General features: G+C 69.8%; 13 protein-coding genes. 9 read left to right on the forward strand and 4 right to left on the reverse strand.

Going from position 1 to position 15237, the window contains the following annotated elements:
* Position 1 precedes the first annotated feature (1 nt).
* The 8 genes from leuB (at position 2) to accD (ending at position 9980) form a co-directional block, all read left to right on the forward strand.
* Positions 2-1093 (forward strand): 3-isopropylmalate dehydrogenase, encoded by a 1092-nt coding sequence (gene leuB / locus LZ009_RS20685; RefSeq protein WP_275699874.1) that lies wholly within the window; start codon positions 2-4, stop codon positions 1091-1093.
* A gap of 80 nt (positions 1094-1173) precedes the next feature.
* The gene (gene asd / locus LZ009_RS20690; protein ID WP_275699875.1) at positions 1174-2322 is read left to right on the forward strand and encodes an aspartate-semialdehyde dehydrogenase; all 1149 of its coding nucleotides are present in this window, start codon (positions 1174-1176) and stop codon (positions 2320-2322) included.
* A 217-nt stretch (positions 2323-2539) separates the two neighbouring features.
* Positions 2540-5473 carry a FimV/HubP family polar landmark protein gene (locus LZ009_RS20695; RefSeq protein ID WP_275699876.1) on the forward strand — a complete coding sequence of 978 codons (2934 nt, stop codon included), beginning with the start codon at positions 2540-2542 and terminating at the stop codon, positions 5471-5473.
* 21 nt (positions 5474-5494) lie between these two features.
* Positions 5495-6277 carry a tRNA pseudouridine(38-40) synthase TruA gene (truA, locus tag LZ009_RS20700; protein ID WP_275699877.1) on the forward strand — a complete coding sequence of 261 codons (783 nt, stop codon included), beginning with the start codon at positions 5495-5497 and terminating at the stop codon, positions 6275-6277.
* A gap of 55 nt (positions 6278-6332) precedes the next feature.
* Complete coding sequence (locus tag LZ009_RS20705) at positions 6333-7040, forward strand: phosphoribosylanthranilate isomerase (protein WP_275699878.1); 708 nt, start codon at positions 6333-6335, stop codon at positions 7038-7040.
* On the forward strand, positions 7027-8277 hold the full coding sequence (gene trpB / locus LZ009_RS20710; RefSeq protein ID WP_275699879.1) for a tryptophan synthase subunit beta: 1251 nt from the start codon (positions 7027-7029) through the stop codon (positions 8275-8277). Before LZ009_RS20705 ends, trpB begins: the two co-directional genes overlap by 14 nt.
* Entirely contained in the window at positions 8274-9086 is an 813-nt protein-coding gene (gene trpA / locus LZ009_RS20715; protein WP_275699880.1) for a tryptophan synthase subunit alpha, read from the forward strand. Before trpB ends, trpA begins: the two co-directional genes overlap by 4 nt.
* A 21-nt stretch (positions 9087-9107) precedes the next feature.
* Positions 9108-9980, forward strand: a complete 873-nt coding sequence (accD, locus tag LZ009_RS20720) for an acetyl-CoA carboxylase, carboxyltransferase subunit beta (RefSeq protein WP_275699881.1) — start codon at positions 9108-9110, stop codon at positions 9978-9980.
* Between the two features lie 102 nt (positions 9981-10082).
* Here the strand turns inward: accD and LZ009_RS20725 are convergent, their stop codons facing one another.
* The gene (locus LZ009_RS20725; RefSeq protein ID WP_275699882.1) at positions 10083-10628 is read right to left on the reverse strand and encodes a YggT family protein; all 546 of its coding nucleotides are present in this window, start codon (positions 10626-10628) and stop codon (positions 10083-10085) included.
* A gap of 25 nt (positions 10629-10653) precedes the next feature.
* On the opposite strand from LZ009_RS20725, the gene LZ009_RS20730 reads away from it, so the two are divergent.
* A complete protein-coding gene (locus LZ009_RS20730; RefSeq protein WP_275699883.1) occupies positions 10654-11313 on the forward strand; it encodes an LON peptidase substrate-binding domain-containing protein in 660 nt (219 codons plus the stop codon).
* Between the two features lie 3 nt (positions 11314-11316).
* Here LZ009_RS20730 and LZ009_RS20735 read toward each other — a convergent pair whose 3' ends face one another.
* From LZ009_RS20735 to LZ009_RS20745, 3 genes are read right to left on the reverse strand one after another with little or no spacing between them, the layout of a single operon-like run.
* Positions 11317-13128, reverse strand: a complete 1812-nt coding sequence (locus LZ009_RS20735) for a polysaccharide biosynthesis protein (RefSeq protein ID WP_275699884.1) — start codon at positions 13126-13128, stop codon at positions 11317-11319.
* Entirely contained in the window at positions 13115-14617 is a 1503-nt protein-coding gene (locus LZ009_RS20740) for an aminotransferase class I/II-fold pyridoxal phosphate-dependent enzyme (RefSeq protein ID WP_275699885.1), read from the reverse strand. Before LZ009_RS20740 ends, LZ009_RS20735 begins: the two co-directional genes overlap by 14 nt.
* Positions 14614-15237, reverse strand: a complete 624-nt coding sequence (locus LZ009_RS20745; RefSeq protein ID WP_275699886.1) for a NeuD/PglB/VioB family sugar acetyltransferase — start codon at positions 15235-15237, stop codon at positions 14614-14616. The genes LZ009_RS20740 and LZ009_RS20745 overlap by 4 nt, the downstream gene beginning before the upstream one ends.

Consider the following 15237-nt stretch of genomic DNA (forward strand, 5'->3'; position numbering starts at 1 on the left):
CATGAAGATCGCAGTGCTGCCGGGCGATGGCATCGGCACCGAAATCGTCGCCGAGGCCGTCAAGGTCCTCAAGGTCCTCGACCTGCCGATGGAACTGGAGACCGCCGACGTCGGCGGCGTGGCCTACGACAAGCATGGCCACCCTCTGCCGGAAGCCACGTTGAAGCTCGCCAAGGAAGCCGACGCCATCCTGTTCGGTGCCGTCGGCGACTGGAAGTACGACAAGCTGGAGCGCCAGTTCCGCCCCGAGCAGGCGATCCTGGGCCTGCGCAAGAACCTCGGCCTGTTCGCCAACTTCCGCCCCGCGATCTGCTACGAACAGCTGACCCACGCCTCCAGCCTCAAGCCGGAGCTGGTGTCGGGCCTGGACATCCTGATCATCCGCGAGCTCACCGGCGACATCTATTTCGGCCAGCCGCGCGGCCGCCGCACCGCCCCGGACGGCAACTTCCCCGGCGCCGAGGAAGCCTTCGACACCATGCGCTACACGCGCCCGGAGATCGAGCGCATCGCCCACGTCGCCTTCCAGGCCGCCCGCAAGCGCAGCAAGAAGGTGACTTCGGTCGACAAGGCCAACGTGCTGGAGACCTTCCAGTTCTGGAAGGACGTGGTCACCGAGGTGGGCCAGCAGTACCCGGACGTGAAGCTGGACCACATGTACGTGGACAACGCGGCCATGCAGCTGGTGAAGCAGCCCAAGTCCTTCGACGTGGTGGTCACCGGCAACATGTTCGGGGACATCCTGTCCGACGAGGCGGCGATGCTGACCGGCTCCATCGGCATGCTGCCCTCCGGCAGCATGAATGCGACCAACCAAGGCCTGTACGAACCGTCCCACGGCAGCGCGCCCGACATCGCCGGCAAGGGCGTGGCGAATCCTTTGGCTACAATATTGTCTGCCGCCATGATGCTCCGTTTCTCCCTCAACCAGCCCCAAGCCGCCGACCGGATCGAGTCCGCGGTGAAGGACGTGCTGTCGCAGGGCCTGCGGACGGCGGACATCCACTCCGACGGCACCCGCAAGGTCGGCACCCGCGAAATGGGCGACGCGGTCGTGGCCTCGATCACCAAGAAGACGATTACCAAGAGCTAGCAAGCTCCGGTTCGTCACGCGCCCTCCCCGGCCCAGACGAGCCGGGGAACCCAGATTCAAAACCTGAAAGGCGCGCACCGATGAAACTCTCGAACGGACAACAACCGCTGGTCGGCCTCGTCGGCTGGCGCGGCATGGTCGGCTCGGTCCTGATGGACCGCATGCAGGCCGAAGGCGACTTCGGCCTGATCGAGCCGGTCTTCTTCTCCACTTCCAACGCCGGCGGCAAGGCCCCGGCCCAGGCGAAGAACGAGAAGGCCCTCAAGGACGCCTTCGACATCGAGGCACTGAAGAAGTGCGACATCGTCATCACGGCCCAGGGCGGCGACTACACCACCGAAGTCTTCCCCAAGCTGCGCGCCGCCGGCTGGACCGGCCACTGGATCGATGCCGCGTCCACGCTGCGGATGAAGGACGACGCGGTCATCATCCTCGACCCGGTCAACCTGCCGGTCATCAAGAACGCCCTCTCCAAGGGCGGCAAGAACTGGATCGGCGGCAACTGCACCGTCAGCTGCATGCTGATGGGCATGGGCGCCCTCTACAAGGCCGGCCTGGTCGAGTGGATGACCAGCATGACCTACCAGGCGGCCTCCGGCGGCGGCGCCCAGCACATGCGCGAGCTGCTCACGCAGTTCGGCACGCTGAACGCCGAAGTGCGTCCGCTGCTCGATGACCCGAAGTCGGCCATCCTGGAGATCGACCGCAAGATCCTGGGACGCCAGCAGTCCATGTCCGGCGACGAGACCGCCAACTTCGGCGTGCCGCTGGGCGGCTCGCTGATCCCCTGGATCGACAAGGACCTGGGCGACGGCATGTCCAAGGAAGAATGGAAGGCCGGCGCCGAGACCAACAAGATCCTGGGCCAGGGCGCGGGCTTCGGCACCGCCGCCGTGCCGGTCGACGGCTTCTGCGTGCGCATCGGCGCGATGCGCTGCCACTCGCAAGCGCTCACCTTCAAGCTGAAGAAGGACGTGCCCCTGGCGGACATCGAAGCCATGATCGCCGCCGACAACCAGTGGGTGCAGGTCGTTCCGAACACGCGCGAGGCCACGCTGCAAGGCCTGACGCCCGTGGCCGTGACCGGCACGCTGGGCATTCCGGTGGGCCGCCTGCGCAAGCTGGCCATGGGACCGGAGTACCTGGGCGCCTTCACCATCGGCGACCAGCTGCTGTGGGGCGCCGCGGAGCCGCTGCGGCGCATGCTGCGCATCCTGCTGGAGGCTTGAGGGTCTGTATCTCGACGTTACGGCGCGTTGTTGCCTGCCAACACGCCGTACGTCAGTACAGGGTGTCAAAGCGTCGCGCGGACGTTAAGAGGTGTCTCAGCTTGTCAGTCTAAGACATTGATGCTATGGTCCTTTTTCGAATTTAAGCCTCGAGGCGATGGGCCGCATGAAGAGAAAAAGACTGCCTCCAGATCGAGCAGTGGGGACGCCAACAACGATGAGCAAGCCGAAGGTTCGGCTTTCTGCGCTGGCGCTCGCGGCGGCAGTAACCCTGGGTTTCGCCACGCCCGACGCCCTGGCCCTGGCCCTGGGCCGCGTCAGTGTGCAGTCCGCGCTGGGTGAACCGCTCCGCGCCGACATCGACGTTCCCGAGATCACCCCGGAGGAAGTGTCCTCCCTGCGCGCCAACATCGCGCCGCCCGCCGTCTTCCAGGCCGCGGGCATGGAAGTCAGCCCCGCCCTGCAAGGCGTGAACATCACGCTGCAGCGCCGTCCCAACGGCACCTATTTCCTGCGCCTGAGCAGCGACAAGCCGGTCAGCGATCCCTTCGTCGACGTGATCCTCGAGGCCAGCTGGGCGTCGGGCCGCCTGCAGCGCGATTTCACGCTGCTGTTCGATCCGCCGAACCTGCGTCCCGGCAACCAGGCGCCGCTGTCGGCGCAGGTCACGCCCGCGCCCGCCGCACCGGCGCGCGCTCCCGCGCCTTCCGCCGGCACGCCGGCTCCCGCACCTGCCGCGCGTCCCGCACCTGCCCCCGCACCGGCACCTGCCGCCCGGGCCGCGGCGCCCACGCCGGCGCCCGCTCCGCGCGTGCCCAGCACCGCTTCCTCTTCGGAAGGCGGCGACGGCAAGAAGGTCACCGTGCAGCCGGGCGACACCGCCGGCAAGATCGCCGGCGCCAACAAGCCGGCCAGCATTTCGCTGGACCAGATGCTGGTGGCGCTGCTGCGCGCCAATCCGGATGCCTTCGTCGACGGCAACGTCAACCGCCTCAAGGCCGGCGCCGTGCTGGACGTGCCCAGCGCCGAGTCCGCGAGCCAGGTGGCGCCCGACGACGCGAAGCAGACGCTCGTGGCGCAAAGCCGCGACTTCAACGAGTTCCGCCGCCGCCTCGCCGAAGGCGTGCCCACGGCGCGTGCGCCGGGCGCCGAACGCCAGGTCAGCGGCCGCGTGAAGGCACAGGTCGAAGACAAGAAGGCCGGCGCCGCGACGCCCGACAAGCTGACCCTGTCCAAGGGCGCCGTCCAGGGCAAGAGCAATGCCGACGCGCTGGCGAAGGAACGCGCCGCCAAGGATGCGGCCAATCGCGTCGCCGAACTGAACAAGAACATCGCGGACCTGAACCGCCTGAGCGGCGCCACGCCCGGCGCTGCCGCGGGCACCGGCGCCAAGCCCGGCGCCGGCGTGAGCACGCCGCCCGGCATCACCGCCCCGCCTGGTGCGCGTCCTGCCTCGGCCACCGCTCCCGCACCGACGATGTCGCCGGCCGCGGCGACGAAACCGGCTTCGGCGGCCGCCGCGGCTGCAGTTGCCGCCGCCCCGCGCGCGTCCGCACCGGCCCCGACGCCTGCGCCCACCCCGGCGCCGACGCCCGCTCCGACCCCGGCACCCACGCCGGCGCCGACGCCCGCGCCTACCCCGGCACCGACGCCCGCGCCCACGCCGGCTCCGACGCCGGCCCCGACGCCCGCGCCCACCCCGGCTCCGGCCCCGGTGGCTGCCGTGGCGCCCGTGACGCCCGCGTCCGCGACTCCCGCCGCCAGCGCGCGCGCTCCGGCCCGTCCGGCCAGCGCCCCCGTCGCCGCCAAGAAGCCCGCCGCCGAGCCCAGCGTGCTCGACGACCTGCTGGAGAACCCGCTGGTCCCCGCCCTCGGCGTCGGCCTGCTGGCCGTCCTGCTGGGCCTGGGCTTCTACAAGATGCGCCAGAAGCGCAAGACCGCCGCGGTGGACAGCTCGTTCCTCGAAAGCCGCCTGCAGCCCGATTCCTTCTTCGGCGCCAGCGGCGGCCAGCGCATCGACACGGCCGAGACCAACAACCCGACCGGCTCCTCGATGGTCTATTCGCCCAGCCAGCTCGATGCGGCCGGCGACGTCGATCCGGTGGCCGAAGCGGACGTGTACCTGGCCTATGGCCGCGACCTGCAGGCCGAGGAAATCCTCAAGGAAGCGCTGCGCATCAACCCGCAACGCGTTGCCATCCACGCCAAGTTGCTGGAGATCTACGCCAAGCGGCGCGACGTGAAGGCCTTCGAGATGGTGGCCGCCGAGGCCTACAACCTCACGCACGGCTCCGGCCCGGAGTGGGAACACATCTGCGAACTGGGCCGCGAGCTGGACGCGTCCAATCCGATGTACCGCTCCGGCGGCCAGCCGGGCGACGACTCCGCCGCTGCAGCCGCCGCGGCTGCGGCCACCAGCCATGGCAGCACGGTCGCCTTTGCCGCGCCGGCCGGTGGGGCCGCTGCCGCAGCCGCCGCCCCCGATCTCGACCTGGACCTGGACTTCTCGCTGGGCGACGAGCCGGACACGGCGCCGCCTGCACCGGCACCCGCGCGTGCCGCCAAGGCTGCGCCCGCTCCCGCGCCGACGGCCGCCCCGATCGCGCCGCTGGACATGGAGTTCTCGCTGCCGCCGGCTCCGGCCGCGGCCATGCCCGACCTCGACCTGCCGCCGGTGGCCGCCGCCGCGCCCGTGCGCCTCGACGCGCCGGACATGACGCTGGACTCCAACAGCATCAACTTCGACGTGTCGCCGTCCCCGGCACCCGCGCCCAAGGCCGCTCCGGCCCCGACGCCGGCGCCCAGCAACAGCGGCATGATGGAGTTCGACCTGGGCGGCCTGTCGCTCGACCTGCCCGGCAGCGCGCCCGCACCGGCGCCGGCTCCCGCTCCTGCGGCTGCCGCACCCAAGGCTGCACCGGCCCCGGCGCCCGCGCTCGACCCGGATGCGACCCTGGTCGGCGGCGGCCTGAGCCTGGCCGGTGGCGGCACCGCCGACGACGGTCCGCTGGCCACCAAGCTGGCGCTGGCCGAAGAGTTCAACGCCATCGGCGACGCCGACGGCGCCCGCAGCCTGGCGGAAGAAGTGCTTGCCGAGGCCTCGGGTGACCTGAAGTCGCGCGCGCAGCGGCTCCTGGCCGAGATCGGCTAAGGGCGCGTGGGAAAGGCGCCCATGCGCTGGGCGCTCGGCGTCTCCTACAACGGACAAGCCTACGACGGCTGGCAGAGCCAGCCGTCGGGCCGCACCGTGCAGGACCACCTCGAAGCGGCGCTCGCCCGCTTCGCCGCCACTCCCATCAACACCTTGTGCGCCGGCCGCACCGATGCCGGCGTGCATGGCCTCAACCAGGTCGTGCATTTCGACACCGAGGTCGAGCGCGCCGAATTCTCCTGGGTGCGCGGCACCAACACCTTCCTGCCGCCGGACATCGCCGTGCAGTGGGCGAAAACCGTGCCCGACGCCTTCCACGCACGCGCCAGCGCCCGCGCGCGGCGCTATGCGTACGTGCTGCTGGAGTCGCCGGTGCGCCCCAGCGTCGAGGCGGGCCGGGTCGGCTGGGTCTTCCGCCCGCTGGACCTCCAGGCGATGCAGCAGGCCGCCGCGCACCTGGTCGGCGAGCACGACTTCACTTCCTTCCGCGCCTCCGGCTGCCAGTCGCGCACACCGGTGAAGACGCTGCAGCCGGTGGCGATCACGCGCCGCGGCCCTTACTGGCGCTTCGAGTTCGAGGCCAACGCCTTCCTGCACCACATGATCCGCAACCTCATGGGCTGCCTGCTGGTGGTGGGCCAGGGCCTGCAGCCGCCCGGCTGGATGCGCGAGGTGCTGGAAGCGAAGAGCCGCGACGCCGCCGCCCCCACTTTCTCGCCCGACGGCCTCTATTTCCTGGGCCCGGTGTATGAAGACCACTGGGGCTTCCCCAGCGAAGTGCCTGCGTATCATTGGCTGCCATGAGCCCGCACGGCCGCCCGAAGGGCGAACTACCACAGCCGCAAGGCGGAGGTTTCCTGTGACCGCCGAACCCCGCACGCGCATCAAGATCTGCGGCCTCACCCGTGAGCAGGACGTGGACGCCGCCGTCGAGGCCGGTGCCGACGCCGTCGGCTTCGTGCTCTATGCGAAGAGCCCGCGCCACGTGAGCGCGGACCGCGCCGCCGAACTGGCGCGCCGGCTGCCGCCCTTCGTCACGCCCGTGCTCCTGTCGGTCAACGCGCCCGCCGCGGAACTGCTGGCCGCCTGCGCGCGCATTCCCAACGCGCTGCTGCAGTTCCACGGCGACGAGACCCCGCAGCAGTGCGACGCCCTGGGCCGGCCCTACCTGCGCGCCGCCCGGGTGCCGCTCGACGAGGCCACGCCCTTCGACTTGCTAAAATTCGCTTCCGACTTCGCAAACGCCCAGGCCGTGCTGCTCGACGCCCACGTCGAAGGCTACGGCGGGGGCGGCAAGGCATTCCATTGGTCACGTCTTCCACCAAGCGTCAGCTGTCACGCCGTTTTGTCTGGTGGGCTCACACCTGCAAACGTGGGCGATGGCATCCTGCAAGTACGGCCGCGGTTCCGTTCGCTGGCCGTTGATGTGAGTTCCGGGGTCGAAGCGTCCACTACCGAAGGGGTTCCCCTGAAGGGCGTGAAGGACCCGGCAAAGATCCATCAGTTCGTCGCGGCCGTGCGTGCCGCCGACGTGCTTCTTGCAAGGCCTTCCGATGTCCTCCTATAGCCAACCCGACGCCACCGGCCACTTCGGCAATTACGGCGGCTCCTTCGTCAGCGAGACGCTGACCCACGCGATCAGCGAGCTGCGCGACGCCTACGCGAAGTACCAGCACGACCCCGAGTTCAAGCGCGAATTCGAGTACGAGCTGAAGCACTTCGTCGGCCGGCCCTCGCCGGTCTACCACGCCGAGCGCATGAGCCGCGAACAGGGCGGCGCGCAGATCTACCTCAAGCGCGAAGACCTGAACCACACCGGCGCGCACAAGATCAACAACGTGATCGGCCAGGCGATGCTGGCGCGCCGCATGGGCAAGCCGCGCGTGATCGCCGAGACCGGCGCGGGCCAGCACGGCGTGGCCACCGCCACCATCTGCGCCCGCTACGGCCTGGAGTGCGTGGTGTACATGGGCAGCAACGACGTGCAGCGGCAAAGCCCCAACGTCTATCGCATGAACCTGCTGGGCGCCCGCGTGGTGCCGGTGGAGTCCGGCAGCAAGACGCTGAAGGACGCGCTGAACGAGGCAATGCGCGACTGGGTCACCAACGTCGAGAACACCTTCTACATCATCGGCACCGTGGCGGGCCCGCATCCCTACCCGATGATGGTGCGCGACTTCCAGAGCGTGATCGGCAACGAGTGCCTCGAACAGATGCCCGCCATGGCGGGCCGCCAGCCCGATGCCGTGATCGCCTGCGTCGGCGGCGGCAGCAATGCCATGGGCATCTTCCACCCTTACATCCCCTACGAGAAGACGCGCCTGATCGGCGTGGAAGCGGCGGGCGAAGGGCTGGAAAGCGGCAAGCATTCGGCTTCGCTGCAGCGCGGCAGCCCCGGCGTGCTGCACGGCAACCGCACCTACATCCTGCAGGACGCCAACGGCCAGATCATCGAGACGCACAGCGTGAGCGCCGGCCTCGACTATCCGGGCGTCGGCCCCGAGCATGCGTGGCTCAAGGACATCGGCCGCGCCGAATACGTCGGCATCACGGACAAGGAGGCGCTGGACGCCTTCCACTACCTGTGCCGCACCGAGGGCATCATCCCGGCCCTGGAGTCCAGCCATGCGATTGCCTACGCGATGAAGCTGGCGAAGACCATGAAGCCCGAACAGTCGATCCTGGTCAACCTTTCGGGCCGCGGCGACAAGGACATCGGGACCGTCGCGGACCTGGCCGGCGTCGATTTCTACGACCGGCCTTCGATGCGCGGCCTCTCCCTGAAGGGCGGGCCCAAGTCATGAGCCGCATCGCCGCCACCTTCGCCAAGCTCGCGCAGCAGAAGCGCAAGGCCCTGATCCCGTACATCACGGCCGGCTTCCCCTATGCCGACATCACTCCGGAACTGATGCACGCGATGGTCGCGGCCGGCTCCGACGTGATCGAGCTGGGCGTGCCCTTCTCCGACCCCATGGCCGACGGCCCGGTGATCCAGAAGGCCGGTGAGAAGGCGCTGGCCTTCGGCGTCGGCCTGGCGCAGGTACTGGCCATGGTGAAGGAGTTCCGGGCCCGAGACAGCGCCACGCCGGTGGTGCTGATGGGCTACGCGAACCCGGTCGAGCGCTACGAGCTCACGCACGGCAAGTCCTCCTTCGCCCGCGATGCGGCCGCCGCCGGCGTCGACGGCGTGCTGGTGGTCGACTATCCGCCGGAGGAATGCGAGACCTTCGCCGCCGAACTGAAGCAGAACGGCCTGGACCTGATCTTCCTGCTGGCGCCGACCAGCACCGACCAGCGCATCCAGCAGGTTGCGCGGGTGGCGAGCGGCTACGTCTACTACGTGTCGCTCAAGGGCGTGACCGGCGCCGGCAACCTCGACACGGACGCCGTGGAAAAGGCCCTGCCGCCGATCCGCAAGCACGTGAAGATTCCCGTGGGGGTCGGTTTCGGCATCCGCGACGCGGCCACCGCCAAGGCCATCGGCAAGGTCGCCGACGCGGTCGTGATCGGCACCAAGGTGATCCAGGTCGTGGAAGAGTTGCCGCGGGAAAAGGTGCTGCCCGCCCTGTCGGATTTCCTACGGGAGATCCGGCGGGCGCTAGACGATAATTAGGGCTAAAGCCCAGGAGCCCCGATGAGCTGGTTAGAAAAACTGCTGCCGCCCAAGATCCAGCAAACCGACCCGAACGAACGCCGCAGCGTTCCGGAAGGCCTGTGGATCAAGTGCCCGAGCTGCGAGACGGTTCTCTACAAGACCGACCTGGAACAGAACCAGAACGTCTGCCCGACCTGCGGGCACCACCACCGCATCGGCGCCCGGGCGCGCCTGAACGCCTTCCTGGACCCGGAAGGCCGCTACGAGATCGGCCAGGAAGTGCTGCCGGTCGACGCCCTGAAGTTCCAGGACAGCCGCAAGTACCCGCAACGCCTGAAGGAAGCGCTGGAAAACACCGGCGAGACCGACGCGCTGATCGTCATGGGCGGCGCGGTGCACAGCATCAGCCTGGTGGCCGCGGCCTTCGAGTTCGACTTCATGGGCGGCTCCATGGGCAGCGTGGTCGGCGAGCGCTTCGTGCGCGGCGTCGAGACCGCCATCGAGCAGAAAGTGCCTTTCCTGTGCTTCACCGCCACCGGCGGCGCGCGCATGCAGGAAGGCCTGCTGTCCCTGATGCAGATGGCCAAGACCAATGCCGCGCTCACGCGCCTGGCGAAGAAGGGCCTGCCTTACATCAGCGTGCTGACCGACCCGACCATGGGCGGCGTCAGCGCCGGCTTCGCCTTCGTCGGCGACGTCGTGATCGCCGAACCCAAGGCGCTGATCGGCTTTGCCGGCCCGCGCGTGATCGAGTCGACGGTGCGCGTGACGCTGCCGGAAGGCTTCCAGCGCGCCGAGTTCCTGCAGACCAAGGGAGCGGTCGATTTCATCTGCGACCGGCGGGAACTGCGCAAGACGGTGGCGAACGTCCTCGCCATGCTGACGCGCCAGGCGGCCGACGCGGTCGAGTAAACAAAGCTTGTCATTGCGGGCTTGACCCGCAATCCATCTCCCGCGCCTGGCCGTGCACCGGGAGATGGATCCCGGCTCGCGGCCGGGATGACAGAGGGGGCGTTACCGCAACACCGCCTCCTGCACCCCCGCCAGCACGAACGTCGCGATCTGCAGCACCACCAGCAACGCCAGCGGCGACAGGTCGAAGCCCCCCACCAGCGGAATCAGCCTGCGGAAAGGCCGCAGCAGCGGGGCGCACAGGCGGTCGATGACGTCCACGATCGGCGAATCGGCCTGCACCCAGGACAGGATCGCGTAGACGATCACCAGGCCGATCATCCCCGACACCACCAGCCGCAGCAGCCCGAACAGCGCCAGCACCGGCACGATGCCCGGGTTCATGTGGCGCGCCAGCAGCCACAGCAGGCCGAACTGCGCCAGCTCGATCAGGTAGGCGGCCACCAGGCTGGACAGGTCGAACTTGCGCGTCTTGGGCAGCACCCGGCGCAGCGGCAGCACGATCCAGTCGGTCAGGGCGAAGACGAAACGCCCCACCGGGTTGCCGAAAGGGATGTGCTGGTACTGCATGTACAGGCGCAGCAGGCAGGCGCCGCCGAGCAGCCCGGCAATGACATCGAGCAGGAAGGATACGATTTGGAAGAGCATCGCCACACGATCAAAAGGTCGTGGGATGATAGCGGCAGCCATTGGAACCGCTGTGCCTGCCCTCCTGACCCTGCAGTCCCTGCCCCTCTTTCCGCTGAGCGCCGTCCTGTACCCGGACGGACTGCTGTCGCTGCGGGTGTTCGAGGTCCGCTACCTGGACATGATCGCCAAGTGCCGCAAGGCCGGCGCGCCGTTCGGCGTGGTTTCGCTCACGCAAGGCAGCGAGGTGCGCCAGCCGGGCAGCCAGGAAGCCTTTGCGCAGGTCGGCACGCTGGCGACCATCCACGACTTCGAGCAGCCCCAGCCCGGCCTGATGCTGGTGCGCGCCACGGGCGCCCAGCGCTTCCGCATCACGGGCAGCGAACAGCTCAAGCACGGCCTGTGGGTGGCCGACGTCGAACGCCTGGTGCCCGACATGGCGGTGCCGATTCCCGATGACCTGCAACCGACGGCCGACGCCCTGGAGCGCCTGATCCAGTCGCTGCAGCTGAAGGCCGACCAGCCGGGGCCCATGCCCTTGCTGCCGCCGTTCAAGCTGGGGGACTGCGGCTGGGTCGCCAACCGCTGGTGCGAGTTGCTGCCGCTGCCAGTGGCCCTGAAGCAGCGGCTGATGGAACTGGACAACCCGCTGGTGCGGCTGGAGCTGGTGAGCGACGTGCTCACGCGCACCGGCATCACGACCTGAGCTTCAGGGCGCTACCTGCGACTGGTACTCCGGCACATGTTGCCGCAACCACGCACGTAAGGCCTCCGCGCCCGGCTGCGCCCCGGCGTCGTCGATCCAGCGCACCACCTCCTCCACATCGGGCAAGGGCCCGCTCGTCTTGGCGATGCGCAGCTTGGCGTGCGGCGTCGGCTCGGTGGTCTCGTCGTCGGCCAGCAGTTCCTCGTAGAGCTTCTCGCCCGGCCGCAGGCCGCTGAAGGCGATCGGCACCTCCTGCTCGGTCTTGCCCGACAGGCGGATCAGCATGCGGGCCAGTTCGACGATCTTCACCGGTTCGCCCATGTCCAGCACGAAGATCTGGCCCGAGCGCCCCATCAGCCCCGCCTGCAGCACCAGCTGCGCCGCCTCGGGGATGGTCATGAAGTAGCGCACGATGTCCGGGTGCGTGACGGTCACCGGCCCGCCGCGCGCGATCTGCGCGGAGAAAAGCGGCACCACCGACCCGCTCGAGCCCAGCACGTTGCCGAAGCGCACGGAGACGAACTGCGTGCGCGGCTCGCGCAGCGCCACCGCCTGCACCAGCAATTCCGCCAAGCGCTTGCTCGCGCCCATCACGTTGGTCGGGTTCACCGCCTTGTCGGTGGAGATCATCACGAAGCGCCGCACGCCGCAGGCCGCCGCGGCGCGCGCCGCGTTCAGCGTGCCCAGCACGTTGGTGCGCAGCGCCTCGATCTCGTTGTGCTGCTCCATCAGCGGCACGTGCTTGTAGGCCGCGGCATGGAACACCACCGCCGGCTGGTGCCGCTGCAGGATCGCGCGCAGGCGCTCCGGCTCGCGCACGTTGGCCGTGTAGTAGGCCGCCTGCATCTGCGGATGCGCGCGGCGCAGTTCCTGTTCGAGCTGGTAGATGTTGTATTCGGAGACGTCGACGCAGACCAGGCGCCCGACGCCGAAGCGCGCCACCTGGCGGCACAGCTCGGAACCGATCGAGCCGCCGGCGCCGGTCACGACCACCACCTGTCCCGAGAAGAGTTCGGCGAGGCCCGCGACGTCCAGCGCCACCGGCGCGCGTCCGAGCAGGTCCTCGAGTTCGATCTTGCGCGGGCCGGAGCTTTCGGCCTGCAGCCACTGGTCGGGGCGCGGCAGCGTCAGCAGCGTGATGCGCGCATCGGCCGCAACCAGCAGCGCCTCGCGCCGCTCGCTGGCGCCCGGTGCGCTGGCCAACAGCGCGGTGTGGACGCCGGCCGCGGCGCACACGTCCTGCAGCTGCGCGATGGTGCCCAGCACGCGCACGTCCTGCAGCGAGCGCCCGCGTTCCTGCGCCAACGGCGACACGATGCCGACAGGCCGCCACTTCTGCGAGCCCTTGAGCGCGCGCAGCGCGCCCGCCGCGTCCTGCAGCGACCCGACGATCACCACCGGTTCGGCGCCCAGGCCGTGCAGCCGGCGTTCGGCCAGCGTGCGCCAGGCCGCGCGCGCCGCGCCCAGCAGCACGAGCGCCAGCAGCGGCTGCAGCAGCAGCACCGACCGCGGGAAGTTGGGGATGCGCAGCATCAGCACCGCCACGGCGGTGAGCACCGCGCCCAGCACGACGCCGCTGCCCAGTTGGCGCAATTCGGACAGGCCGATGAAGGTCCAGACCTGGCGGTCCACGCGCATCACCACCAGGCCGGCCGCCAGCCCCAGCACGCACCAGGGGCTGGCCTGCCAGGCCAGCAGCTCGAAGTCGTCCGGGATGTCGAGGTTGAAGCGCAGCCAGAACGCGCCCCACCAGGCCAGCAGGCCCAGTGCGAGGTCCAGCGCCAGGAGCGGCAGCGCCGTCCTAGGCCAGCGCATCACCCGGCGTCTCCGAACGGGCGAGCACGCGCCGCAGCTGGTCGATCACGCGCTCCTGCTGCGCCTCGCTCATGTTGGATCCCGAAGGCAGGCAGATGCCGGCTTCGAACAGGTGCGCGGAGACATCGTTGCCTTCCGCGTGGGCGAAATACGGCGCGCCGGCAAAGAGCGGCTGCAGGTGCATGGGCTTCCACACCGGCCGCCCCTCGATCGAATGGCGCTCGAGGCTGCGCAGCACGCGGTCGCGCCGCGCTTCGCCACCCGGCAAGGTGAAGCACGTGAGCCAGCGGGTCGAATGCATGCCGGCGGGCTCGGGCATCCACTGGATCTCGTCCAGGTCGGCCAGCGCTTCGCGGTAGGTCTCGAACACGGCACGGCGGCGCGCCACGCGCTGGTCGAGGACGCGCAGCTGGCCGCGGCCGATGCCGGCCAGCACGTTGCTCATGCGGTAGTTGAAGCCGACCTCGGTGTGTTCGTAGTGCGCTGCGGGTTCGCGCGCCTGTGTCGACAGCTTGCGCGCGCGGGCCACCAGGTCGGCGTCGTCGGCCACCAGCATGCCACCGCCGGAGGTCGTGATGATCTTGTTGCCGTTGAAGGAATAGATCGCCACTCGGCCGAAGCTGCCGCTCGCCCGGCCCTTGTAGCGCGCGCCCAGCGATTCGGCCGCGTCCTCCAGCATGGGCACGCCGTAGCGATCGCAGATCGGCTGCAGCGCGTCGATGTCGGCGCTCTGGCCGTACAGGTTGACCACGACCACGCAGCGCGGCAGGCGGTTCTCGCGCCTGGCCCAGGCGAAGGCGCGCTCCAGCGCCTGCGGCGACATGTTCCACGAGCCCGGCTCGGAGTCGATGAAGACCGGCTTGGCGCCGCAATAGAGGATGGGATTGCTGCTGCCCACGAAGGTGAGCGAGGAGCAGAACACCGTGTCGCCCGGCTGCACGCCCAGCAGCAGCAGGGCGAGGTGGATGGCCGCGGTGCCCGAACTGAGCGCCGCCGCGTGGCCGACGCCGGCATAGGTGGCCAGTTCGCGCTCGAAGCCGTCGACGTGCGGGCCCAGCGGCGCGATCCAGTTGGTGCGGAAAGCTTCCTCGACGAAGGCCGTCTCTTCCTCGCCCAGGTGCGGCGAGGACAGCCAGATGCGGTTGGACAGCTCGCGCCGCAGTACGACGTCCACCGGGCGACCTTGCGCGTCGACCACGGGGACGTGGTCGATCTCGTGCTTGTCCATCAATGCGACCGCGGCCGGCAGGCCCTGGTCTTCGCCGACCGTGAGCGGCTTGCCATGCGGGAGCACCGAGACGCGCTCGGTGGCCGCAACGTTGTTCAGCGCGGCGCGGCGCATGTCGCCATCGGTCAACATGCGCAGCAACCTGCCATCGGCGTCCACCACCAGCAGCGCACCGCGCGCGGTCTGGTTGAGGCGCTCGAGCGCGTCGTGCAGCGTGCAATCGGGCGCGATGCAGAGCGCACGGAATTCCTGCTCCTTCATCGCACCCTCCGTGCCGGCACGCCGGCATAGACGCCGGGTTCGAGGATGGGAGCGCGGACGACGGCCCCCGCGCCGAGCGTCACGCCGTCGCACACGCGCAGGCCCGGCAGCACGCTGGCGCCGGCGCCCACCAGGACGCCGCGTCCGACCTGCACGCCGCCCCCGAGGGCCGCTTGCGGGGCGACATGGGTAAAGGCGCCGACCTGCGCATCGTGGTCGACGACCGCGCCGTGGTTGACGATGACGCCGCGGCCCAGGACGGCCGACGGTGCCAGCACCGCCCGGGCGGCAACGAAGCAGCCCGCTTCGACCACGGCATGCGGCGACACGGTCGCGGCCGGATGGACGATGGTGGCCAGCGCACGTCCGGCCACCAAGTCGCTTTCGCGTTCGCGCGCCTCGGCGGCGCCGATCGCCACGTGGAAGTCGGCATCGTCCAGCGCGAGCGCTGCATCCAGTGGCAGCAGGATCACGCCGGGCAGCAGCTCGCCGCGGCAGCGCGCCGGGTTGCGGTCGGTGGCGACCACGCGGCTCCAGTGGCCGCGCGCGAGCGCCGCGTCGGCGACCACCTTGCCGTGGCCGCCCGCGCCCAGGATCACGAGGGTGGAAGCTTGCTTCAC

This window comes from Ramlibacter paludis (genome assembly GCF_022012305.1).
Taxonomy (GTDB): domain Bacteria; phylum Pseudomonadota; class Gammaproteobacteria; order Burkholderiales; family Burkholderiaceae_C; genus Ramlibacter; species Ramlibacter paludis.

Coding starts and splice junctions, on each gene's coding strand:
- leuB (WP_275699874.1), top strand. CDS start 2: ATGAAGATCGCAGTGCTGCCGGGCGATGGCATCGGCACCGAAATCGTC.
- asd (WP_275699875.1), top strand. CDS start 1,174: ATGAAACTCTCGAACGGACAACAACCGCTGGTCGGCCTCGTCGGCTGG.
- LZ009_RS20695 (WP_275699876.1), top strand. CDS start 2,540: ATGAGCAAGCCGAAGGTTCGGCTTTCTGCGCTGGCGCTCGCGGCGGCA.
- truA (WP_275699877.1), top strand. CDS start 5,495: ATGCGCTGGGCGCTCGGCGTCTCCTACAACGGACAAGCCTACGACGGC.
- trpB (WP_275699879.1), top strand. CDS start 7,027: ATGTCCTCCTATAGCCAACCCGACGCCACCGGCCACTTCGGCAATTAC.
- trpA (WP_275699880.1), top strand. CDS start 8,274: ATGAGCCGCATCGCCGCCACCTTCGCCAAGCTCGCGCAGCAGAAGCGC.
- accD (WP_275699881.1), top strand. CDS start 9,108: ATGAGCTGGTTAGAAAAACTGCTGCCGCCCAAGATCCAGCAAACCGAC.
- LZ009_RS20725 (WP_275699882.1), bottom strand. CDS start 10,628: ATGCTCTTCCAAATCGTATCCTTCCTGCTCGATGTCATTGCCGGGCTG.
- LZ009_RS20730 (WP_275699883.1), top strand. CDS start 10,654: ATGATAGCGGCAGCCATTGGAACCGCTGTGCCTGCCCTCCTGACCCTG.
- LZ009_RS20735 (WP_275699884.1), bottom strand. CDS start 13,128: ATGCGCTGGCCTAGGACGGCGCTGCCGCTCCTGGCGCTGGACCTCGCA.
- LZ009_RS20740 (WP_275699885.1), bottom strand. CDS start 14,617: ATGAAGGAGCAGGAATTCCGTGCGCTCTGCATCGCGCCCGATTGCACG.